Origin of the sequence: Shewanella sp. MTB7 (assembly GCF_027571385.1) — a bacterium.
GTDB lineage: Bacteria > Pseudomonadota > Gammaproteobacteria > Enterobacterales > Shewanellaceae > Shewanella.
Map to the genome: position 1 here is coordinate 458,781 of NZ_CP085636.1, position 21,417 is coordinate 480,197.

The window sequence follows — 21,417 nt, forward strand, 5'->3', positions numbered from 1 at the left end:
GGTTATCCTATGCCGTCGCAGGCCAGTCTTCGACAACGTCAGCAAGCTCTCTCACCGCGCCGGACAGCTTCTCTACTATCTGCGCAGCATTACTATCTAATCCGTTCAAGTAGCTGGTGGTTGACTCTGCAAAAGTAGCATAGCCTTGGTTTAGGCTCTCAAGAGTCTTGCCTAATGATTCATCTACTTCGGTAAAGCGATCTTGGTAGCTTTGCCAGTAACTACGCACTTCATCTTGCATCTCTTTTAATTGTGCTACTGCCTGTTGACTCGTTTGCGCGGAATCTGAAAGTGTATAAATTCCAGTTTTCAATGCATCGCCACAGTTATTTAAATCTTCAGCTAAGTCAGCTATTGGCTCTACAACAGCTGCGATACGCTGATGAACTTCAGACAAAGATACAACCACAAGACGAATTTCTTCTGCTAGGGCTTTATTGTTCGATGTAATGTCAGCAATATCGTTAGTACTATCACGTAGCTTACTGATAGAAGAGTCGAATTCAGTGGCAATTTTACGCATATTATTTGCAGACTCTTGCGTCGCTTCTTTCAGCATAGTCGTCATCTCACCGACAGATTGTGTGACACCATTTACCATGCTTGCAACACCAGCGCTAATCTCCTCACGCATCTGGTTTGAGCCTTCTGTAAAGGCTTTGCTTAAGTCACCAATCGTATCTTTGGTGCTCTTCTGCATACTTTCATGATTGTCATTCATCGCCTTCATCTGCTCACGCAAATCGCCTGATAATGATTGCATCGTGGTAGCAAATGCCTCCATCTCTTTGCCCGCGGCACCTGAAATACTCTGACTAAACTCAGAGATAAGACGCTCAATTGTTTCGTCTGCGGCTTTCGATTGGTTTTGATTGAGTTGTTCTAATGCTAATTGAATCTTACCGAGCGTTTCGTTTAAAGGCTGCGATACTTGCTCGTTAAGGACTTGTCCTAGGCTAACCGCTAAATCTGTAGAGAAACTATTCAATGCTTGGCTTTGACTGCGAGCCTCAATTAATATGCAGGTATTAAGCCGCTCGGCACTAATAAACTCCAAACGCTCCTCAAGTAAGTCATTCCATTCACTGAGTAAATGTTTTAGTTCATAACTATGCTTTTTCTCCCGCCATGAGAAAACCATCGATGTAATTAAGCCTGCAATAGAGGTTAAAAAGGCGAGAGATGCGCCATCAAGTAAATGAGATAAGGCACCTTTAGCTTCATCGATATTGTTAGACCCAATACCAGAAGACGCAAGGTAGATGCCTGCGACTAACCCTAAGAAAGTGCCTAAAATCCCTAACCCTGTTAGCTTGTTAGGGACAGAATTAAAGTAACGCACATTAACATGGGGTCTAATAATCGTTTGGTCGGAGAAAAATTGCTGCGGTCTGCTTGTATTAACAATTACCGAACTATCTGTAATGTGATGCTCTCCTGGTCGCAATAAAACCTCGCTAAATTCTCGCCATGGGTTTTTCATTATTGGAGAGTTAGCAATCGTATCCTCAAGCTCATAAAACTCTTCAGGGAATTGTTCCACACCTTCGATACGAGATAAATGATCAACAACAGGCTGTAACTGGGCTTTCAGTGAATTACATTTTTTTTTGAAAAGGTGCCAGTTAACTAATGCGATACCAACAATTATCGCAATTTGTAATGCGATACCAATGCCTGATGTAAAGAATTCAGCCATCATAACTAGAATGTTTTTCATTTATTTTTACTCATTTAATCCTTCCGTGGAACTCAAAAGCACTATGACACAAATCAAGATTATTTATAATACATACAGCTGGATGCACATTCTCATACTGTTGCCTTCTTCGCTCTGGGCTTTTTAGCTGGCTTCTTTTTAACAGCAAGGGCTTCACGTTCGGCTTTGATGTGATCAAGCAGGGCTTCGGCGCTGTTTGAACCTGATATCAAGGACGGGTTCTCGGTGCGCCAGTCGGCGGTGAGTTCGCCTCTGAAAGCTTTAGCGAGTATCGACTGGGTGAGGTTATTAACTCGTGCTTGGGCGGCATTGACCTGAGCTTCGACTTTATCGGCGAAAGCAAACAGCTCTTCGACACGGCGGACGATCTCGGTTTGTTCTTTTAATGTAGGTAAAGCGAACTCTACATCTTTAATATTTTGTAAGTTTAATCCAGGCTTGCCACCACCATACGCCATATCTGTGAGTTGTTTTCTTCCAGCGTTTTGAGCTTTAAGCATCAACTCGATAAAAACTGAGTTAGAAGTGTCTTTCAACCTCAAAAGAGCCACATGTTGGCTTATGTAGGCGTCTTCGATTGATTTCCTTATTCGTGCACACTTAGTAACATTTGCCCCAGTGATCGTTATCAGTAAGTCTTCCTTCTGCACTTTCGTTCTTCTTCCTTCAATTTGATCAGGGAGAGAGACAAATGCAGCGTCTTCGATCTTTAATTCGTCAGAGTTAATATCCTGCGAGCGGATAAATAATGAACCTGAGTCAGAATAGTACTTTGCCCAGCCACGAGAACCACTAGTGACATAGTCAATTACAAGCTCTATTTTGCTTTGCTCCCAGCTTCTTGGAACGGAAAAATACTTATTTATAGTTTGGTAATCAGAATCTCCACGCCACTCTTCTGTTAATTTGCCACTCACTGCGGCGGCGAGGACGGATTGGCGGAATGATTTTAAGATGGCAGGAATTGCATCGAGGCGGGCTTTGGTGCTATCCACCTGCGTTAGCAGTTCATCCAGCTTGTCGGCAATGACTTTTTGTTCGGCTAGCGGGGCTAAACGAAATGGTATCGTCTTAGCTGTAGCCCCAGAAAGCTCTTTAAATGTTGTACCAGAACCTAAGCTCTCAGCTAAATCACGAATACTTTTGAGGTAATAAAAAGCATAAGTTGAATCAACTTGCTCCGTAAAAACAAAGTTCTTAAAACCTTGATTAGTACAGATTGGATTTTCAGCTATAACAACATAGCCTATTGGGGCGCGACTACTAAATAGCAGAGCTCCTTTAGGCATTAATTTAGCAGAGCTTGAGTCGTAGCCTTCTTGGCTTAAATCTCTAGCACCATGCAATATAAATTTGCTTTTATATTTGCTTAAATCTGCGGGCGTAAGCCAGGCAATCTCACTACCTGGAGTTGCAAAGTTGTCTGGATTACCAGCTTTGGGAGTGCCTCCTGCTACCACATTAGCTATATTGCCAATAGGCTGTTCTAACCACCCCTCAGGAATCACTTGGCTCATCCCTTCACCTCTAACTCTGCACCTAGTGATTTCATTAAAGCCTCAAGATCGGCTAATGCACCTTTGAGCTCTGTCATGGCCTCGCCTGCCAACTCTTCTGGTGTGCCTAAGTCCGCAGCATCGACGCTGTTAGCGTCTTTAAGCCATGAGATATCCAATGAATCTGATTTGCTGTTGCGGATGAATTCACGACTAAATACGCGCCAACGGCTGTGCGCTACTCTTTGCTGCGCTTTCTCGCTGATATCTAACCCTTGATTAACCACTGAATCATCAACTTCAGCTTCTTCGGCATTAAACGACCATTCACCTTCCTTACGGTCAGTTAACGCGACGTTACACACAGTTTCAAATGGCTTAAGGTGTTGCTCACCAAACGGGGTACGTTTACCAAAGTTAGGCATGTTGGTTCGTAGGTCGTAAACCCAAGTATTCTTAGTGCAGTTCTCTTCCTGTAACTTGTCTGTTTCACTGCCTTTAGTGAAGAACAGTACGTTGGTCTTCACGCCTGCGGCGTAAAAGATACCCGTTGGTAAACGTAAAATTGTGTGCAGGTTGCACTTGTTCATCAAATCCGCACGGATACTGGTGCCCACGCCTGCTTCAAACAAGACGTTATCAGGTAATACTACGGCAGCACGTCCACCAGCCTTTAAGTTACGATAGATATGCTGCAGGAAGGCTAGCTGCTTGTTGCTGGTGGGATAGGTGAGATCATCACGGGTAATGGAGGCATCGCCGCCCTTGCTGGTACCAAACGGTGGGTTAGCGAGGATAATATCCGCTTTTGGTAGAGCGGCGCCCACTTGACCGAGTGAGTTACCTAGATGTACCACACCTTCGTCATCGCCTTCCATGCCATGCAGTAGGCAGTTCATCAAGGCTAAACGGCGAGTGGAGGGTACTAGCTCAACACCGACAAAGGCATTGTGTTTTTGAAATGCTTTTACATTATCTTTTAGATCATATAAATCGTCAGTTTGGTCTTTTATATAACGGTCAGCCGCTATCAAGAAACCTGCGGTACCTGCGGCAGGGTCTTGAATGACTTCGCCAGGTTGTGGGTTGATAACACGCACCATAGAGTCAATTAAGGCTCGCGGAGTGAAGTACTGACCAGCACCGGATTTAGTCTCGTTAGCGTTCTTTTCTAGTAAGCCTTCGTATAAGTCACCTAAGCCATCTTTTTGGGCGCTGAACCAGTCGATAGAATCAAGTGATTTGATTAACTGCTTTAAGTGGCGTGGTTCACGCAGGCGTGTTTGTGCATCGGCGTAGATAGCAAGAATTAATGGATCTGTGACGACTATTTTCTCGATGGTATTTTTTGGATCGTCAGGATCGACTTCACGACGCTTACCTGTAGATAGTGCCATCAAGGTATTTTTATAGTCGTTCAATAAGTTGATGCCATCTTTGTCACTTAAGTCACTCCAGCGACACCCTTCAGGTAAGGTATGCTTATTCAGTAGCCCAGCTTCTGTGTTCTCATGCACCATCTTGATAAACAGCAGTAATACTAGCTCGGTAACGTAATCAGAATAGTTAATGCCGTCGTCACGCAGTACGTCACAGAGGTTCCACAGCTTTTGTACTATATCGTTGTTGCTCATAATATTTCTCAATCTTAAAATAATTTGGATTAAATTCTGTTACTGATGCAGTGGCTTACTTTGTGGTTGCATTAGTACTTTCTTTTGCGCTATCGGCATCAAGCTTTTTGCTTTCAATATCAAAGTAAGGGCTGAACTGATTACTATCCTTGGTCATCAGAGTTACAAATTTCGGGTGAACAAATAGCTTCTCTTTACCCGATTGCACCTCTTGTAACACACCAATATCACATAGCTGCTTTAAGTAGACTGAGGCGGTTTGACGTTTAGCTAAGCCACTTTCGACTAAGTTTTGAATGCGGCAGTAGGGCTGCTCGAAGATCACCTGTACTAGCTCGTAGCTGTATATTTTAGGTAGCTGCTGCCGTACATATTCAGTGGTGTGTTCAATTAGTTCGCGGGCAGCTGCGATTTTATGGGTAGTCCACTTGGCGGTTTGCTCTACGGCATTGAGGATAAAGATGATCCACGGTTGCCACTCCTGCTTGGTGGTTACGTTCAATAGCAATCGGTAATAATCTTGTTTATTAGCGACGATATAACGACTTAGGTACAAGATCGGCGCACTAAGCAGTTGTTGGTCGATAAGGTAGAGGATATTCAGCACACGACCTGTACGGCCATTACCATCGATAAAAGGATGGATAGCTTCAAATTGGTAATGGGCCATGGCCATTTTAATCAGTGGATCAACATCATCTTGATTGTGTAGAAAAGCTTCCCAGTTACTTAGCAAGTCACGAATAACCTTCTCGCCTGCTGGTGGGGTATAGATAACTTCACCAGTGGCCTGATTGGTTAAGCTAGTACCTGGTACTTTACGCACATCCATCTGTACCGATTTAATGGTACTGCAAATCTTTAATGCGGTGGTAACACATAAAGGCCTACTGGTCAGTTCTGTAAAGCCTTGGTATAGGGCGGTGCGATAACGCAGCGCCTCTTTGGTCATGGGGTCGGCTTGGCTATCTTCCTGAGCGTACTGGAATAGCTTGTCGGTAGTGGTGACAATATTTTCAATCTCACTACTGCCTTGCGCTTCAAGCAGTGGCAGTAAGTTGATGAGTAGCCCTTGGTTTGGCAATAACTCTCCCGCTTGCTTTAGTTCGGCAAGGGCGGCACGTGCTGGAATACAGGCTTTTAGTATGAGTAAGGTTTCGGCTAACTCCCCAAGATCACTCCCTAGCGGCAGTGGGGGTAAATGGTTGTATGCTTGTTCAGCTTGCCATTTCATGTTTAAAAAACCTTCTTTTATCGACATAAATAGATATTGCAGTGAGCTTATGTCGATTCAATCGACATGTAAAGAAAACATGTTTATAAAAACTGATTTAATCGACATGAATGGCGTATTTTGAGTCGTTATGTCGATTGTATCGACATGTATAGAAAGTGCCGATATCTATACAGGTAAAATTTATATGTATAGAAAACACGAATTCCTATACATATCCCTGCGACCATATTCCAGAGACTAAGTACTAGCCAGCTTGCCAAAGGTACTCATTAAGTTCATCGAGTACTGTATCTAGCTGATCATCGAGCACACTGTTAAAGCGCTTAGCACCGCCATGATCGGCGAATCGTAGGTTAACGAAGGACTTATCAATTACCGCTTCATGGATCAACTGCTTAGCAAGGCGCTCTAACCACTTACGCTGATTGGGGGTCCAATTATGTTCGCTGTAGATGCGCTGCATAGCGTTACTTACGCGTTGCTCAAAGGGGATTAAGGCCTCATTGATGGCGGCCTGTCTGATATAACCGATAATACTGGCGGCGATATCTTGGTTGGTATTCTTGCGCCATGCGCTTTGTAGGTGGGCTTCGTTGTAGCCTGCTTCATCTAGCAATAGCTTAACTTCTTTGAGTTGCTCGCGAGTGAGGTCTTTGGGCCTATTCACCACGACAGACAGTGCTGCCGATTGGTTGATGTTGTCTTTGATAAAGGTATTAAAACTCTCGAGATAATCAGCAGGCTTTTCATGTACACCATAGCTTTGCTGACGACTTAAGAATTCATCATGGCCTTCATAGATAACAGGCATTTTGTCGCTACCTGCCAAGAAACGTACTTCAGCGAGTTGATTGATTAAGCCTTGATGTTGTTTGAAGAACTGCGCTGCCTGTTTAGGCCCTATTTGATGTAGGTGCTGGTGGAGCTTATCGGGGGCAACGCCCCACATTCCTTCAAGTTGGTCTAACTTGGCTTTAAGCTCTGGTTTACTCTCTGCTTTTTTAACGGCTTTGCGCATAACTCGCATGACTTTTTGGGTCAGTTGATTCAGCACATCATTGGCGTGACTCGTCTCTGTCTGCTCACCTGGTGTATTTAGCGCTTGCTCTAAGTGAGCATCATCGCTCAGTTCGTCCACCAGCTGCTCTAAGGTGATATTAGGATCTTTGACAATCGGCTTCATGGTGTTGATCGCTTCTAGTGCACTGTAGAGATCGACAGGGTCGTAGACTTTGAAGACGGTTTTGCCTATTTCGTCACAGCGACGTGTTGCACGGCCCATCATCTGCTCGTACAAAATACGGGATTTAACGCGGCGTAGGAACACCAGGTGGCTGATTGTAGGAACATCGATACCAGTGGTGAGTAGATCGACGGTCACGGCAATATTAGGGTAACGTTCATTTTTATATTGCCGAATGAGCTGACTGACCTTATCACTTTTTCCGGTGATTTTTGCAACGGCAGCCTGATTGTAATCATCACCGTACATCTTGTTAAAGGCACTATCTAGCGCGGTTTTAACCATATCGGCATGCAGGTCTGTAGTGCAGAATATTAACGTTTTTTCATCACCAAAAGGGTCAAGCTCGTTAACTAACTGATCGCAGATAACGTCATTAAATCCTTTGGTTATAACGCGGCGATTAAAAGATTCTACATCGAACTTAAGTTCATCTTCTAAGTCGGCTGATTCAACTTCTCCGGTTTGAGTATTAATGGCGGATACGGTTTCGCCTTTTTCAAACTTAATGCCATTTTTGCTTAGTAGGGTTTCATAGCGAATAGGAGGCTCATGATCGATGAGCCAATCTTCTGCCACGGCTTCGCGATAACTATAGGTGTATATTGGCTTACCGAAGATCTCGCTGGTGTGCTTTGCTGGAGTAGCGGTAAGGCCGATGCGAACAGCATCAAAGTAATCGAGTACGCGGCGATAGCTGGAGAGGTACTGGCTAGCGTCACGGTTAGCGAGTTCGCCTTCAGTCATTTTCTGATCGAGTGCATATCCCCTGTGTGCTTCATCGACAATAATACAGTCGAACTCATCGAGGGACGGTGGCGTGTCAGACATAAAGATGCGCTTCACCATTGCTTGCACGGTGGCAACTTGAATACGGGTTTCGGCTTCACTACTCATATCACCCAGTTCGGCAATATTGTAGATAGAAGATAGTGTCTTATTCTGTTCAAGCTTTGCTTCATCGAACGAGTCGCAGGCTTGAGTCCCAAGCGCGGTTCTGTCTACTAAGAACAAGATGCGTTTAAAGCGTTCGGCCTTAAGAAAGCGATACATCAAGCCGATGATGGTTCGGGTTTTACCTGTACCTGTAGCCATTGCTAGCAAGCATTGAGTTTTATCTTGTTCAAGAGCAGATTCTACCGCCACGATTGCTTTTTGCTGATAATCACGCAGGCCTAAATAATCGAAACCCTCTTGCTGCAGCAACTTTTCTGCTTCCTCTCTGCTGCGCTTTAATTTATCGATAAGTCCATCGGGAGAATGGAATTGTTGCAGTGGTCTTTTGGCATTACTTGTTTTGCGGGTATCGCGGAACCAAGTGCCTGAGAGCTCAGCAAGCTGCTTGTTGAAGGGGCGTCCATTGCAGGAGTAAACAAATGGAATGTGGTAATGCCCATCTTCCTCATCAGCCCAAGCTACGGTTCTATTTTCTAGCTCCCATGCTCCCTTTTGAGGCGAGATGAGTTTATAGCCTTTAGAGTAGCGCTCTGCTTGGGGGATTTTACCCGCTACATTGGTGTTCTCTTTTTTAGCTTCAACCACTGCAATAGGCGTTAAACCGCAAAATAGGACGTAATCAGCACGCCCGCCTTGGCCGTTATGTTTGGTTGGCCATTCTGCAATTGCGAGGTTTTTACCTTTTTCGGGTCTGATGCCTTTCTGGTATGTTAGCTCTTGGCTATCAGCTTCCCAGCCTGCATCGGTTAGCTGTTGGTCTATGAGGATACGGGTTAGTTCCTCATTAAGGGTAAAGCGACTGCTGGCGGTGTTGGTACGCTTATTCACATCTTTGCGCTGAGCTTTAATCGCCTTGAGTGTTTCCTCTGTTTGCTCGGCTAACTGCTTTTGAAGCTTTGTAAGCTTGTTATCAAATTCAGCTTGTTGCTTGGCGAGTGCTTGCTCATGTGATTTGGCCTGAATAGCCAGTTCTCTGGCTTCTGCATTCATCTGCTCGGCAAGAACAGCAAACTCCTCTTTCTCGCGCTCAAGTAGCGATGTGAGCTGCTGATTAGATTCAAGTTGCTCGTTATGTTCTATGAGCTGACTTTTAAGCAGTTGGATTTGAGTTTGCAGCTCACTTAGTTGCTTACTAGGGTCTTGTGGGATAACAAACTCGCCCGATCTGAAGTCGACCCCTTGCTCTCCAAAGGCTCTGTGGTACCAGATGGCAATATCACGAGCGACTCGAATGCCAGCTAGTGCAGACTTATGCTCGGTTTTGAATTGATGTACTGCTTGGTTACCCGCTTTACGCAGACCGTGGAACAGGCTAATGATTTGCGATTCTAGCCGTAGTTCACGGTTTATCCTAAACAGCAGATCGGCTTGATTAGTTTTATCGTCAAACTCGATGCTACAACGCATCGCTAGATCTTGCGCTATCGCTTCGGCAAACTGGCGCAGCTTAACTAGTGTGGTGTTAGGGTCGCTAGAGAAAGCCCGCTCCGCACTTTGTGCTAGCTGTAGAAAGATGGGGTCATGCTCTATGAGGAAACCAAAGTTACCTACCGCTGTGGTAGCGTTAATGCTATTTGATCCTGTCATGACTTCCTCTTTGCAACGATAACGTCCAATGTTTAGGGAATAGCAATTATATTAATTAAAACGGCAACGTACAGCTAAGAACGTAGACCGAGATCACTTTGCTTTAAGAGGAGATAGAAAACAACCTTCTTTATTTGATATTAAGAGGGGTGTTTGGCTTTTAGCGAGAAATCGCTTGGTACAGTTGGACAGTTGAATTCGGGTGGGATGTCCCTTTGTTTTATTGGGTGTGGTTTTATATTTTTTTAAGCTGCTTTTTGATCTCTTTTTGTAAAGGGCTTGGGTACACTCTCCCTGTGTAAAAGGAGCCTTTTTTTCTAGTAGTGTTTATGAGTAGCCTCATCTGTTGTTTGGCTTCAGCAGCAGAACCAAAAGTTCTGTGGAAGAAAGGAGTAGGGTATACGGGAGTGTATATGTGGAACAGCAAGTGTTCGCTGGCTGTGTCTTTGTAATAATGATCTAATGCCGATTGAATAAGGAGTAAAGCATTCGCACCTTCATATTCAGCGATACGATATTTACACATTTCTAGTTCAACTCGATATTGGCTGATGACATCGCGAATTTTATCTTCAAGTTCATCTGATTGTAGGTCACTTAGATCGATTAAGTGCAGGTAAGCAGTAATGGCCCTTTTAAGATCAGACTTTTTAATTTTCATGTAAAAGTGGTTGTCAAAGTACCAGATAAAACTATTGAGCAATGCGTTAACACGTACAGCTAACTTTCCTTCTTTTGTCTTTGCGCCTGTTGAGCGCCCACCGTGTAGTTTACAGCGGCCATTTGTCTTATTGCCATAGCGTTGGCATGGTCTACCACTTCTGGTTTTAGCGCCGCACTTAGGCAGGCTGTCTAGATTAAACTTAGCCATTATTGCTCCTGCTTTTTTGATCACAACAGTGATCATCTTTTAGATTTGTTTCGGTTCATGGGCTTTGTTTTGCATTTTGAAAATATGCAGTGACGATTGTTCACTGAAATATTCACAAACCCCGTGGAGAGTGTGTATTCCGCTGTTTACCTCTGTTTTATGACTTGATCATTGATGGTCTTAGTGATCAAAAAAAGAGTGATCACTTTTCGGTTCATGGGCTGCTACTCGAGTGATCAATTCTGTGTGGATAGTGATCACCTCGTTGTTCTGTTCATTGATTAATGCGTCTTTGTAGCGATACTTTTGTTCGTCATCAATTGGGGTGTTATTGGTTAGATGATTTAAGCTGGTGGTCCTTGATGCTATGCACTCTCTAAGTTGTTGAGCATGAGAAAGGATATTAAACCAGCCATGTTTTGATGGTTTACTTGATTGGCTTCTTGGCTGTGGATCATTTGTTTGATCAAGCTGAAATGCTAGCTTTCGTCTGTTTCTTTCAAATGTGATGCTTGGATCCACCAGCATTAGATCTGTTGTAGGCTCGAACTCTTTGGCTGGTTTGAGCTTGTTCTTTAAAAAGCTTCTAGCTTTACCATTTAGCTCTTTGGTGTGCTCTTTTGCTAGATAGCTTGAACGGTAAATAGCGTCTTTGAGCGAGGCTTTATTGCCTCGATATACTATGCAGAAGGGGTTATCGACGAATGATACAGTGCCATTAATATGCATTTCCCACATAGCTTTAACGAGTGATAGCAATCGATAGGAGTGGTTAATTTTATGGGCGCTGAGCATGAATTCAAGGTGGTAATGCTCGATGTTTGAAGTGTTTTGTTCTCTGGCGCAGTGGTAAAGCACCTTGCATTGGTATTGGTTCGTCAGCAAGATCGTTAGTTGTTTTAAGAACTGCTCAATAACTTGGTTATCTGCCGAGTAAACACTAGGGTGAAGATCAATTCTGGCAACCAATACTCGACTGTAATGACTAAGCATGATTTCGTAGTCAGAGATTATCGTATTGAGGATGCTTTTTATTAAACCGTTTTGCTTAGGCTTGTAAACATGATAGCCATGTTTTTTGTAGGCAAACAAAGACGAATTATGCTCATTTATACAAAATGGGTGTTTATGAGATTTAGCTTTATTAATGTTATGTTTATTCGCTTTTTCTGGCATGGATATTTTCTAATAATGGACATTCGTTTAGTTTGGCAGCGATATATTATTTAATATCCGCACGTTTACCTTGTCTGTTCTAGCCGTTGTTATCCAGTTCGTCTTGGTTTCAAGGCTTTTTAGTTGGTAGTTTGGTGTGTCGCAGTGATTCAAAGTGTGTCAGCCATCTTGATAAAAAAAGCAGGCCTGAACCTGCTTCCTCTGTTATTTGCTAGATAACCATTTATGGATATCTTTAAATCGCCAACATGAGCGGCCATTTTGAATTAGTGCTGGTTGTGGAAATTGTCCTGATTTAACTCTTCTGCCTAATGTTGAACGACTGATCCCCAAAAGCTTTTGAATCTCAGGTTTCTTCACGAGTCGATTTTCATCTAAGTACATTGCTAAGTGATCTTTTGGAATGTGTTGCATTACAAGTACTCCTAGTTGATTACTTGGCGAGAAGCTACCCATTCATTGAGCTCAGATAATAACCAGCCTACAGAGCTACTTTGGGGATATAGCTGGCGGCGCTTTGGGAAAAGGCCTTTGCGTTCAAGAGACCAGGCAGTAGTGCGTGATATTGATGTGATTGCTCTTCGTTCAGACTCGCGAATGATGCGGTCTGGTGATGTTGGATTAGGTGTTGTCATGGTCACTCCCGTTTAAGTTTGTTCGGGAGTGATTTTGCTGTTTTGAGGATGATGAATAGATAGGTCTCTGTGAGACCTCCTACTTATTTTTTCATCAACTTCTCAATAAATGGCTTGTACTCCCTTTGAAAGTTTTTAGTATCTATATGTTTATAAATGTTTTTTGTTGAACCTTCCCAATTTTTATGAGGTGTAATTGGCTTAAGGAAAGAGTCAATTAAATCTTTAAATATTTCTGATTTTCTATCCTTGGGGTAGTCTATGCCTTTTTTTAAACACAGCATTTCAATATGATCGATCACTAAATTAGGTTTGTAAGGGTGGTTGCTTTCAATGCTATAGAAATGTGAAAGTATTTTTTGGGTTAGAATAAGAGCATTGACATATGCATTGTTATATCGAACATCTAATTTTCTTTGATCAGATTGGAGCTTTGTAATTCCCGCTTCAGTATAATAAGAACTATTCATTTCTTGATTATGAGCTCCAACGAGAATGCCTAACTGAAACATGGCTTGAGCTGATGTTTCGTGTAGGTTATTCAAAGCTTTTATATCATTGAGTATAATCTCACTTTCCTGGGGAAAGTTGATTAATGTGTTCTGCAGTTGCTCTAAACATTCATGTAAGAATTGGATGCATTTCAGTTGGTTTATTATATTTTTAAAATGTGTTGGGTACTCAACAGGTGTAGGGATTCCGTCTACGTTTTCAATGTGATCTGTTGTTAAGGGGATTGATAAGCTGCTTAATCTAACTACCTCGCTTACAAACTGGTTCAGGAAGTCACGCCCAACAGGTTCAGTGTTTAGTGGGTTTTGGCTCATGAAGTGCCCAAAGTTAAAGGCTTTGTCGAAATTTTTCGTAATTTTTCTTTCAAGTTTTTTTGACATTGTTTGAACTCTGCAAATGGAGGTTTAGCTTGTTAAGCACGCTTAACAAATGGGGTTACGTTACTATCACCATTAATCACTGGGGCTAATAAGTTCGATAATTTGCCTAACGCCTCTCTTCGCTCCTCTAAGTAGTCATGCTGATTGTAGACACCTTCAATACCTTTTAATTTGTGATTGAGGCAGCGCTCTGCAATATGGGGAAGGATTTTTAACTCAGCGAGTAAACTGCGGCAAGTTCTGCGTAAATCGTGAATAGTAAAGTGTTCGATACCTGCTTGGCCTAGTAAGTTGTCATAGGGCAGCTTGTGGCTGTCGACTTTTTTACCGAAGAGTTTTGCCAATGCATGATTTAAAGTATCGCTAGAGATGTAACCTCTGCGTTTACTTGCGCGACGTGATGGAAAAATAAACTCAGAGCTACCAGCTCTTGCATGGAGCTCTTGAAACCAATCCATTGTTGAAGTTGGGAGGGGGACCGTGATAGCGACACCAGTTTTGCTTCGTTCTTTTGGCATATGCCAAAGCAGATTATCAAAATCAAACTCATTCCATTTAGCTGCGATTAGTTCTCCTTTACGTACGCCTAAAGAAAGTAATAAAGCGACGGCTAGATAGTTGTCTCGGGTGAAGATTTGGTTGTTGTCTCTTAATACTTTGAAAAGGCTAATCAGCTCCGAAGCCTTAAGTGCTCTTTCTCTGCTCTTTTCAACTCCCCCAGCATCAATAGGTTTAAAAGCGGTGGCGGGGTTACCTGCTATGAGATCCAGTTTGCATGCATGATTGAAGAGCTGTTTACAGCACAGCAGGGTTTTATTGGCAACGGTAGGGCGATTGCTGGTAGCCACTTTATGAATGATAGCTCTGATGTCTCGTGCGTTGACATCAGTAACCCGCAGCTGACCTATGGTCGGCTTGATGTCTTTTGTGTACATTCGCAATGGGATTTCGGGGTGCTTCAAACGTGAAGCTATGCACAGATACCAATCGTCGAAGAGATCATTAACGGTGATGATCGTTTCTTCTTGTTGGCGTTCCCGTTCAGCCAGGGGGTCTATTCCTTGTTTAGCTAGCAGTTTAATCTTTGCTACTTCTGCTTTTGCCTCAACCAAAGGCATCGCTGGGTAGAGACCACCTTCTAACATCATTGAACGGCGTTTACCGTTGATGCTGTATCTAACTTCCCAGTAAGCGACACCTTCAGTCTGTACACGAATATACAGCCCATCTCCTACAGCTTTACGGCCAAGTACCTTACTTTTAATAAAACTTTTTATTTGTTTATCATTCATTAGTTTAAGTCCAAATTGGTGACTAACTTCTTTTAAAATGGTGACTAATCAGTTTAGTCACCATTTTAGTCCCACTTTGCATTAAACAATAGCAAACAATTTGAAACCTGTAAAAACAAAAAAAGCCGTAATAACATGTGTTATAACGACTTTTCAAACTAACTAGAACACCTTAAAACATCATTCCACGTTCTGGATCTGTTCGCGCATCTGCTCGATAAGCACTTTAAGCTCTACTGCTGCGGCAGTGATCTCTGCGCTAATAGACTTTGAGGCTAAGGTATTCGACTCACGGTTGAACTCCTGCATCATAAAGTCGAGACGACGACCTTGTGCGCCACCTTTTTTGAGGATGCGTTGGGTTTCAGCGACGTGGGCGTCGAGTCTGTCCATCTCTTCGGCGACATCCATTTTCTGGGCTAAGATAACCATCTCTTGTTCCATACGAGCAGGGTCTAGTTCGCCTGTTATCTCGGCAAGGCGGTTGATTAGCTTGTCACGCTGCCATTGCATAATGGTCGGCATATGTTCACGTACTATAGCGACTTGCTCGACGATGGCATCAAGACGTGTTTGTAGCATGACCTTGATGGCGTCACCTTCACGGCCACGAGCTTCGATAAATTGGTCGATAGCATCGTCAAAGGCGCCGAGTAGCTCTTTGCTTAAGGCGTCCATATCTTGCTCTGAACCTGACATTACACCTGGCCACTTTAGGATATCGACTAAATTAAGCTCACCTTGACCCGCTTCCTGCTTTAGCCAGTTAGCTGCGTTGATTAATTGCTTGGCTAAGTCTTGGTTCAGTTGCAGTTCACTTGTCTTATTATCGGCGAGATCATATCTCAGATTTACTTCAATTTTGCCACGATTCAGACGTTTACGCAGACGGTCTCTGAGCAGAGGTTCTAAGCTTCGGAAGTGTTCAGGTAGGCGCAGGTAAGTTTCTAAATAACGCTGATTGACTGAACGAATTTCCCAAGAGGCTGTGCCCCATTCTGCTTTGTGCTCGATACGAGCGTAGGCTGTCATGCTTTGGATCATGGGTGAGTATTCCAGTTTGTTTAAGTCGTCAAAGTGAATAGAGATTATAAACGTCTAAAGGTGCGCGTCAAAGTAAACTCGGTGAGGTTTACGTTCTGGATCGGAATATCGTGGCATCCAAGGGCGCAACCCCCTATAATATCGATCCAAAATAATGCAGCTCAAATCGCCTTTAGATTTATGAATACAGGAATTTCCTATGCGCCCAAGTGACAGAACACCAGCTCAATCTCGCCCAGTGACAATTACACGTCAGTTTACAGCTCATGCTGAAGGCTCTGTTTTGGTTGAATTTGGCGAAACCAAAGTGCTTTGTACTGCTAGCTTCACTGAAGGGGTTCCGCGTTTTCTAAAAGGAAAAGGTCAAGGTTGGGTAACTGCTGAATATGGCATGTTACCTCGTTCGACTCATACGCGTATGGATCGTGAAGCTGCTCGCGGTAAGCAATCAGGTCGTACTCAAGAGATCCAACGTCTTATCGGTCGCTCACTTCGTGCTGCTGTTGATATGAAAGCGCTAGGCGAAAATACGATTGTTATCGATTGTGATGTGATTCAGGCTGATGGTGGCACGCGTACTGCGGCTATTACCGGTGCTTGTGTTGCGTTAGTTGATGCTCTGAACTGGGCGCGTGGCAAAGGTATTTTGAAAAATAACCCACTTAAGTTTCTTATTGCCGCAGTTAGCGTTGGTATCTATAAAGGCGAGCCTATTTGCGATTTAGAATATATCGAAGACAGCGAAGCTGAGACCGATATGAATGTGGTGATGACTGAAACTGGCAAGATGATTGAGATCCAGGGTACGGCAGAAGGTGAGCCGTTTACTCATGAAGAGCTACTTAGCTTACTAGAGCTCGCTAAACACGGTATCCGTGAAATCGTCGATGTACAGAAAGCGGCATTGAGTTAATTTATTGCATTGCCATTTAAGGGCCCTACGGGGTCCTTTTTGTAAGCCCAGAAAATCAAATATCATATTTTTAATATATTGCCTCTACATTTTTTAAGGAGAGATTGTGAAAGCCTATCAGCGTGAGTTTATTGAGTTTGCATTAGAGCGCCAGGTATTAAGATTTGGCGAATTTACGCTTAAATCGGGCCGTACAAGTCCCTATTTCTTTAATGCTGGTTTGTTTAACACTGGCCGTGATTTGGCTCGTCTTGGACGTTTCTATGCTTCAGCTTTAGTGGATTCAGGTATTGAGCACGATCTGTTATTTGGTCCTGCGTACAAAGGAATCCCTATCGCGACAACAACGGCTGTAGCCTTGTGTGAGCATCATGATATCGACATTCCTTACTGCTTTAATCGTAAAGAGAAGAAAGAGCACGGTGAAGGTGGCAGCTTAGTCGGTAGTGAGCTTAAAGGTCGCGTTATGTTAGTCGATGATGTGATCACCGCTGGCACTGCAATTCGTGAGTCGATGGAGATTATCGCCGCACATGACGCTGAACTCGCTGGTGTGTTGATCGCATTAGATCGTCAAGAGAAAGGTAAAGGTGAGCTGTCGGCTATTCAGGAAGTTGAGCGTGATTTTGGTTGTGAAATTATTTCGATCATCAAGTTAAGCGACTTGATCAGTTACCTGTCTGAAAAGTCGGGTATGGAAGTGCAACTTGAGTCGGTAAGTGCTTATCGCGATCAGTACGGGATCTAAAGCCTAGAACGCCTTCGGCTACAGAGCGCTGCGCTCACGGAAAAGATAAATGCCGCGATTATAGTTAACTATAATCGCGGCATTTTTTATGCTGTTTTACCGTGAGGCCGAAGGCCGTTCCGTTATCAGTGAACGAGTTTACGAGTGTTCTGTCCTCGATCTTTTGCTGTACCTAGCAGGCCGAAGGCCGTCCTCGGAGCGAAGCGTCCTAGTACCTAGAACCTTCTTTTAAACCTAGTTGCTTAAAAATTCCGCTCGCGTGGCTGGGTTAGATTTAAAAATCCCACCTAAAGCCGTGGTTGTGGTTGAGCTGGTTGAGTCCATTACGCCACGGGATTTAACGCAGTAATGCACCGCGTCCATCTTTACCGCTACATCTTTGGTTTCGAGCAGGGTCTGCAGAGCGACTAATACTTGCTGAGTTAGGCGTTCTTGAACCTGAGGACGCTGGGCGAAGAATCTCACAATGCGATTTATCTTAGACAAACCAATAATGTTCTTTCTAGGCAGATAAGCAACGGTAGCCAAACCATCAATGGTGACTAAATGGTGCTCACAAGTACTGGTTAGGCTAATGCCATTAACCTTGACCATCTCATCAAAGCCCATCTTATTTTCAATCACTGTGATCTTGGGAAAGTTGGCATAATCTAGGCCTGAGAATATCTCATCAACGTACATCTTAGCGATACGGCGAGGTGTATCTGTGAGGCTGTCGTCGGATAGATCGAGAGACATTAAGGTTAAGATCTCACGCATATGTTGCTCAATCTTAACTTTACGCTCCTCTGCGCTAAATTCGCTCGGTAGCATAGGTGTTTCGAGACCACGTTCCAATAGCGCCTTTTGCACTAATAGTGCAGATTCACTTAGGATTGCTTCTTTTGATGTCATAAGTTCCTCCACTATAACCATGAGTGGTGATATTCAGTATTTGTTGTCCGTGGACTGCAAGTCTCTTTGGGAGAGTTAGTTATCTCATAATTAGCGCCAAGGTCAATTCGTTTTTGGGCACTTGAATTAGGAGAGAGCGGGAGGATACCGTTATTTGGTGTAAATATATACCATAAAAGGAGTGAGGAGATAAGAAAAAGCCGATAGCAGTTACCGGCTTCACCACAGCTACATAAGGTTATAGATTGAGGTTTTCTTTTAAGAAGCTCATCATCTCTGCAAAATATTTCGCTCTGTGTTCATCGTTATAAAAACCGTGGCCTTCGTCATCCATAATTAGCTTTTGAAATGGGTAGTTCTGCTTCTCTAAAGCCTCTTCTAACGCTTCAAATTGCTCGATGGGAGCTCGTTCATCCTCACCACCATGAACTAATAGCAGTTTGGCTTTAAGCTTATCGACATTGTGAGTGGGTGACATTGATTTTAAGACTTGCTCATCTTCACCGAGCACCTGTTTTAGATATCGCTCTCCAGCTCGACGACCTTGTACATCACCCTCTTCAAACATCAATGGGAGGTCGTAGACACCAGCAAAGCCAATGGCGCATTTAAATAGATCAGATTCAATGATTGCACTCTGTAGCGCTGAATAGCCACCGAAACTAGTACCAGCAATGCAAACCCTATCTTTGTCTACTATTCCTTCGGCGATAACATGTTTAGTGGCGTCGATGATGTCATATTGGATTTCGGAGCCCCATTTTTGATGACCTGCATGCTCAAAACTAGCGCCGTAACCACCTGAACCGCGAAAGTTTATTTGCAGTACTGCGGCGCCTTGGCTGGCAATTAATTGATTTTGAGGATTAAAACCCCACCAATCTCTGGGCCCATGTGGACCGCCATGGGGGTTAACGACTAAGGGCAAGCTTTTGGCTTCAGGCCCATAAGGAAGTGTTAAGTAACCGTGGATCTGGACTCCATCTCGACTGGTAAAGCTGATAGGTTTAACTTCTGCCATTTTGTCTGGATCGAGCCAACTTTTCTCTGATACCAGATAATCAAGTTTGACTGTTTTGGTATTGAATAAGTAGTAATCTCCTGGATTACGGTCATTAAAGGCTTTGATGATGATTTTTTCAGCATCATTGGTTTGACTGACTAAGTGTATTTGATGGCCAGGGAGTGATGCCAGTAACTGTTTTACATATTTAGCTGAGGGGTCTTTTGAGTTGATAAACTCATAGGTTGGATATCCGTTCTCATACTCAACGGCATAGAGTTTTTTGCTAATTTTGTTAATCCACACATTGCTTGGGTCAACCATTTTATCTTGGCTGACTAACTGTTGTTGACCTGTTTTGATATTGAGCAGATAGACACCAGCAGGCTTGCCTGACTCACTACCTGTGACGTAGACACTATGTTTATCATCACCAAAAGCAATAGGAGTTAGGTTATCCAAGTTGTGTGACAGTTTTTCAATATTTACCCATTTATTATCTTGGCGATAAAATAGCTCATAGTTAATGTAATCTTTGGTGCCGCTGACAAAACGAACCTCACCATCATGGTCGGTAAGAAAGTTTGCATAGGGGATAGGAGAGCTGGCTATTTTTTTGCGTTTACCGTTATAGATATCGACACGGTAGACCTTCTGTGAGTTTTCTTCCCAATTACTGCTTCCATTTCCCCAGGGCAATGCTTGAACTAACATATAGCGCTCATTTTCAGGCAGTGGATCTAGGATATGGGCAGTGGCGCGGATTGGGGTATTTTTTTTCATTCGGGAACCGACTTGATTTCCTCCTGCTTTGTAACCAAACAGGTAGGTCGGGCGAGAACCGTCTGCATTGATGGCAAACAGTTCTCCGTAATAAAGAGGATGGTCCTGCCAGCCTTTCAGGTACTCTTTTTGTAATACAACTCGTTCATCGTTAGCCCATGCATAGTTGCCAACCTGCGCATTACCGGGAAAGAATACTGCATGATGAAGCTTTTTTGTTTTAGCATCGAGAATAAGTAGTTTATCTTTACCTTCGTGTTTAGTGATCGCACTAATGTAATCGCCTGCAGGTGAGATTTTTACATTACTAAATTCAGCGCCACGACTAAATAACTGTTCAGGAGCTAGCGGGGCAGCAGTAACGACTTGGATTAATAGACCAATACTGATTACTAGTGCAATGGACAAGTGCTTGATAAACGTCATACAACTTCCTTGTAAAACCCAATGTGGTTAATTTGAAGTTGAGAGTATGCCAGAGTTTACGTGAGTTAAATAGATGTGGTTAGGTTGTTGATTCTTTGAGGGTGTGATGCAAACAGGTGACGGCAAAGCCGTCACTTGGCTGTTTTAGCTTTGAAGCAACTGTTGTTGAACAAATGCCCACTGCTGTTCGAAGTGCAGAGTTGGTTTCTGTTTAAATTCACTGCGAACAAATTGAGAAATACGTCCTTCAGCAATCGCGAGCAGAAGATTGGCGAGTATGGCTTCATCAAGCTTAAAACCTTTGCCTTCTCTTAGGGTTTTCTCACGTAATATCTGTTTCAAATGAGTTTCTACTTTAGAAAATATTTGATTAATTCGGCTACGTAATCTGTCATGCTCGCCTAATAACGCGTCACCATTGAGGATACGTGAGATCCCGGGGTTTCGTTCGGCGAAAATCAATAACAGTTGCAGTAAATGCTGGCAACGTTTCATGGTATCTTTTTCTTCATCCATGATGAGGTTGATACGTGATAAAAGGGACTCTTCAATAAAATCGATTAACCCTTCAAACATCCGTGCTTTACTTGGGAAGTGACGATATAGAGCTGCTTCGGATACACCAACCTCTGCTGCTAATTTCGCTGTGGTAATTCTTTGTCCTGGGTGGGTTTCTAGCATCGTTGCCAGACATTGAAGTATATGTTCACGGCGATTGATTTTTGGGCTTGCAGCCATCTGTTTTTCCTTCACTCTTTACAACTGGAGCTAGGTGATATCTTCGCAAATAGAATCAAAACGTATTCTGTCGAAATCACTTTAAGTATTTTTATTTTATGAGGCTTACTTTAGTTCGTTGTGTAAG

17 protein-coding genes are annotated in these 21,417 nt (G+C 43.3%); 2 read left to right on the plus strand and 15 right to left on the minus strand.

The features are described 5' to 3' along the window. Window positions 1-7: 7 nt before the first annotated feature. From HWQ47_RS02065 to HWQ47_RS02120, 12 genes are all read right to left on the minus strand, one after another. Window positions 8-1,720, minus strand: coding sequence for a hypothetical protein (locus HWQ47_RS02065; protein ID WP_269969549.1), 1,713 nt, complete (start codon window positions 1,718-1,720; stop codon window positions 8-10). 92 nt (window positions 1,721-1,812) lie between these two features. After that, complete coding sequence (locus HWQ47_RS02070) at window positions 1,813-3,237, minus strand: restriction endonuclease subunit S (protein ID WP_269969550.1); 1,425 nt, start codon at window positions 3,235-3,237, stop codon at window positions 1,813-1,815. Continuing rightward, on the minus strand, window positions 3,234-4,850 hold the full coding sequence (locus HWQ47_RS02075; RefSeq protein ID WP_269969551.1) for a class I SAM-dependent DNA methyltransferase: 1,617 nt from the start codon (window positions 4,848-4,850) through the stop codon (window positions 3,234-3,236). Before HWQ47_RS02075 ends, HWQ47_RS02070 begins: the two co-directional genes overlap by 4 nt. Window positions 4,851-4,905: 55 nt before the next feature. Continuing rightward, entirely contained in the window at window positions 4,906-6,084 is a 1,179-nt protein-coding gene (gene fic, locus HWQ47_RS02080; protein WP_269969552.1) for a protein adenylyltransferase Fic, read from the minus strand. A gap of 247 nt (window positions 6,085-6,331) precedes the next feature. Then, window positions 6,332-9,874 carry a type I restriction-modification system endonuclease gene (gene hsdR / locus HWQ47_RS02085; RefSeq protein ID WP_269969553.1) on the minus strand — a complete coding sequence of 1,181 codons (3,543 nt, stop codon included), beginning with the start codon at window positions 9,872-9,874 and terminating at the stop codon, window positions 6,332-6,334. A 235-nt stretch (window positions 9,875-10,109) separates the two neighbouring features. Continuing rightward, a complete protein-coding gene (locus tag HWQ47_RS02090; RefSeq protein ID WP_269969554.1) occupies window positions 10,110-10,745 on the minus strand; it encodes an HGGxSTG domain-containing protein in 636 nt (211 codons plus the stop codon). A gap of 180 nt (window positions 10,746-10,925) precedes the next feature. Then, complete coding sequence (locus tag HWQ47_RS02095; RefSeq protein ID WP_269969555.1) at window positions 10,926-11,921, minus strand: YagK/YfjJ domain-containing protein; 996 nt, start codon at window positions 11,919-11,921, stop codon at window positions 10,926-10,928. Window positions 11,922-12,125: 204 nt separating this feature from the next. Further along, window positions 12,126-12,335 carry a helix-turn-helix transcriptional regulator gene (locus HWQ47_RS02100; protein ID WP_269969556.1) on the minus strand — a complete coding sequence of 70 codons (210 nt, stop codon included), beginning with the start codon at window positions 12,333-12,335 and terminating at the stop codon, window positions 12,126-12,128. A gap of 11 nt (window positions 12,336-12,346) precedes the next feature. After that, window positions 12,347-12,556: a helix-turn-helix transcriptional regulator gene (locus tag HWQ47_RS02105; protein WP_269969557.1), complete on the minus strand. Its 210-nt coding sequence runs from the start codon at window positions 12,554-12,556 to the stop codon at window positions 12,347-12,349. Window positions 12,557-12,639: 83 nt separating this feature from the next. After that, the gene (locus HWQ47_RS02110; protein WP_269969558.1) at window positions 12,640-13,449 is read right to left on the minus strand and encodes a hypothetical protein; all 810 of its coding nucleotides are present in this window, start codon (window positions 13,447-13,449) and stop codon (window positions 12,640-12,642) included. A gap of 32 nt (window positions 13,450-13,481) precedes the next feature. Beyond that, the gene (locus tag HWQ47_RS02115) at window positions 13,482-14,741 is read right to left on the minus strand and encodes a tyrosine-type recombinase/integrase (protein WP_269969559.1); all 1,260 of its coding nucleotides are present in this window, start codon (window positions 14,739-14,741) and stop codon (window positions 13,482-13,484) included. Window positions 14,742-14,921: 180 nt separating this feature from the next. Continuing rightward, window positions 14,922-15,785: a YicC/YloC family endoribonuclease gene (locus tag HWQ47_RS02120; RefSeq protein WP_269969560.1), complete on the minus strand. Its 864-nt coding sequence runs from the start codon at window positions 15,783-15,785 to the stop codon at window positions 14,922-14,924. A 199-nt stretch (window positions 15,786-15,984) separates the two neighbouring features. On the opposite strand from HWQ47_RS02120, the gene rph reads away from it, so the two are divergent. After that, on the plus strand, window positions 15,985-16,698 hold the full coding sequence (gene rph, locus HWQ47_RS02125) for a ribonuclease PH (protein ID WP_269969561.1): 714 nt from the start codon (window positions 15,985-15,987) through the stop codon (window positions 16,696-16,698). Window positions 16,699-16,804: 106 nt separating this feature from the next. Continuing rightward, complete coding sequence (pyrE, locus tag HWQ47_RS02130) at window positions 16,805-17,446, plus strand: orotate phosphoribosyltransferase (RefSeq protein WP_269969562.1); 642 nt, start codon at window positions 16,805-16,807, stop codon at window positions 17,444-17,446. A gap of 234 nt (window positions 17,447-17,680) precedes the next feature. On the opposite strand, the gene folE is transcribed toward pyrE, so the two are convergent. The 3 genes from folE to slmA form a co-directional block, all read right to left on the minus strand. Next, window positions 17,681-18,340, minus strand: coding sequence for a GTP cyclohydrolase I FolE (gene folE / locus HWQ47_RS02135; protein WP_269969563.1), 660 nt, complete (start codon window positions 18,338-18,340; stop codon window positions 17,681-17,683). A gap of 238 nt (window positions 18,341-18,578) precedes the next feature. Beyond that, window positions 18,579-20,552 (minus strand): alpha/beta hydrolase family protein, encoded by a 1,974-nt coding sequence (locus HWQ47_RS02140; RefSeq protein WP_269969564.1) that lies wholly within the window; start codon window positions 20,550-20,552, stop codon window positions 18,579-18,581. 144 nt (window positions 20,553-20,696) lie between these two features. Beyond that, the gene (gene slmA / locus HWQ47_RS02145; protein ID WP_269969565.1) at window positions 20,697-21,290 is read right to left on the minus strand and encodes a nucleoid occlusion factor SlmA; all 594 of its coding nucleotides are present in this window, start codon (window positions 21,288-21,290) and stop codon (window positions 20,697-20,699) included. Window positions 21,291-21,417: the final 127 nt, after the last annotated feature.

Bases quoted from the DNA above. Each gene is read 5' to 3' on its own strand.
- HWQ47_RS02115 (WP_269969559.1), bottom strand. From the start codon at position 14,741: ATGAATGATAAACAAATAAAAAGTTTTATTAAAAGTAAGGTACTTGGC.
- HWQ47_RS02065 (WP_269969549.1), bottom strand. From the start codon at position 1,720: ATGAAAAACATTCTAGTTATGATGGCTGAATTCTTTACATCAGGCATT.
- HWQ47_RS02100 (WP_269969556.1), bottom strand. From the start codon at position 12,335: ATGCAACACATTCCAAAAGATCACTTAGCAATGTACTTAGATGAAAAT.
- HWQ47_RS02075 (WP_269969551.1), bottom strand. From the start codon at position 4,850: ATGAGCAACAACGATATAGTACAAAAGCTGTGGAACCTCTGTGACGTA.
- hsdR (WP_269969553.1), bottom strand. From the start codon at position 9,874: ATGACAGGATCAAATAGCATTAACGCTACCACAGCGGTAGGTAACTTT.
- fic (WP_269969552.1), bottom strand. From the start codon at position 6,084: ATGAAATGGCAAGCTGAACAAGCATACAACCATTTACCCCCACTGCCG.
- folE (WP_269969563.1), bottom strand. From the start codon at position 18,340: ATGACATCAAAAGAAGCAATCCTAAGTGAATCTGCACTATTAGTGCAA.
- slmA (WP_269969565.1), bottom strand. From the start codon at position 21,290: ATGGCTGCAAGCCCAAAAATCAATCGCCGTGAACATATACTTCAATGT.
- HWQ47_RS02105 (WP_269969557.1), bottom strand. From the start codon at position 12,556: ATGACAACACCTAATCCAACATCACCAGACCGCATCATTCGCGAGTCT.
- HWQ47_RS02090 (WP_269969554.1), bottom strand. From the start codon at position 10,745: ATGGCTAAGTTTAATCTAGACAGCCTGCCTAAGTGCGGCGCTAAAACC.
- HWQ47_RS02120 (WP_269969560.1), bottom strand. From the start codon at position 15,785: ATGATCCAAAGCATGACAGCCTACGCTCGTATCGAGCACAAAGCAGAA.
- HWQ47_RS02095 (WP_269969555.1), bottom strand. From the start codon at position 11,921: ATGCCAGAAAAAGCGAATAAACATAACATTAATAAAGCTAAATCTCAT.
- HWQ47_RS02110 (WP_269969558.1), bottom strand. From the start codon at position 13,449: ATGTCAAAAAAACTTGAAAGAAAAATTACGAAAAATTTCGACAAAGCC.
- HWQ47_RS02070 (WP_269969550.1), bottom strand. From the start codon at position 3,237: ATGAGCCAAGTGATTCCTGAGGGGTGGTTAGAACAGCCTATTGGCAAT.
- HWQ47_RS02140 (WP_269969564.1), bottom strand. From the start codon at position 20,552: ATGACGTTTATCAAGCACTTGTCCATTGCACTAGTAATCAGTATTGGT.
- rph (WP_269969561.1), top strand. From the start codon at position 15,985: ATGCGCCCAAGTGACAGAACACCAGCTCAATCTCGCCCAGTGACAATT.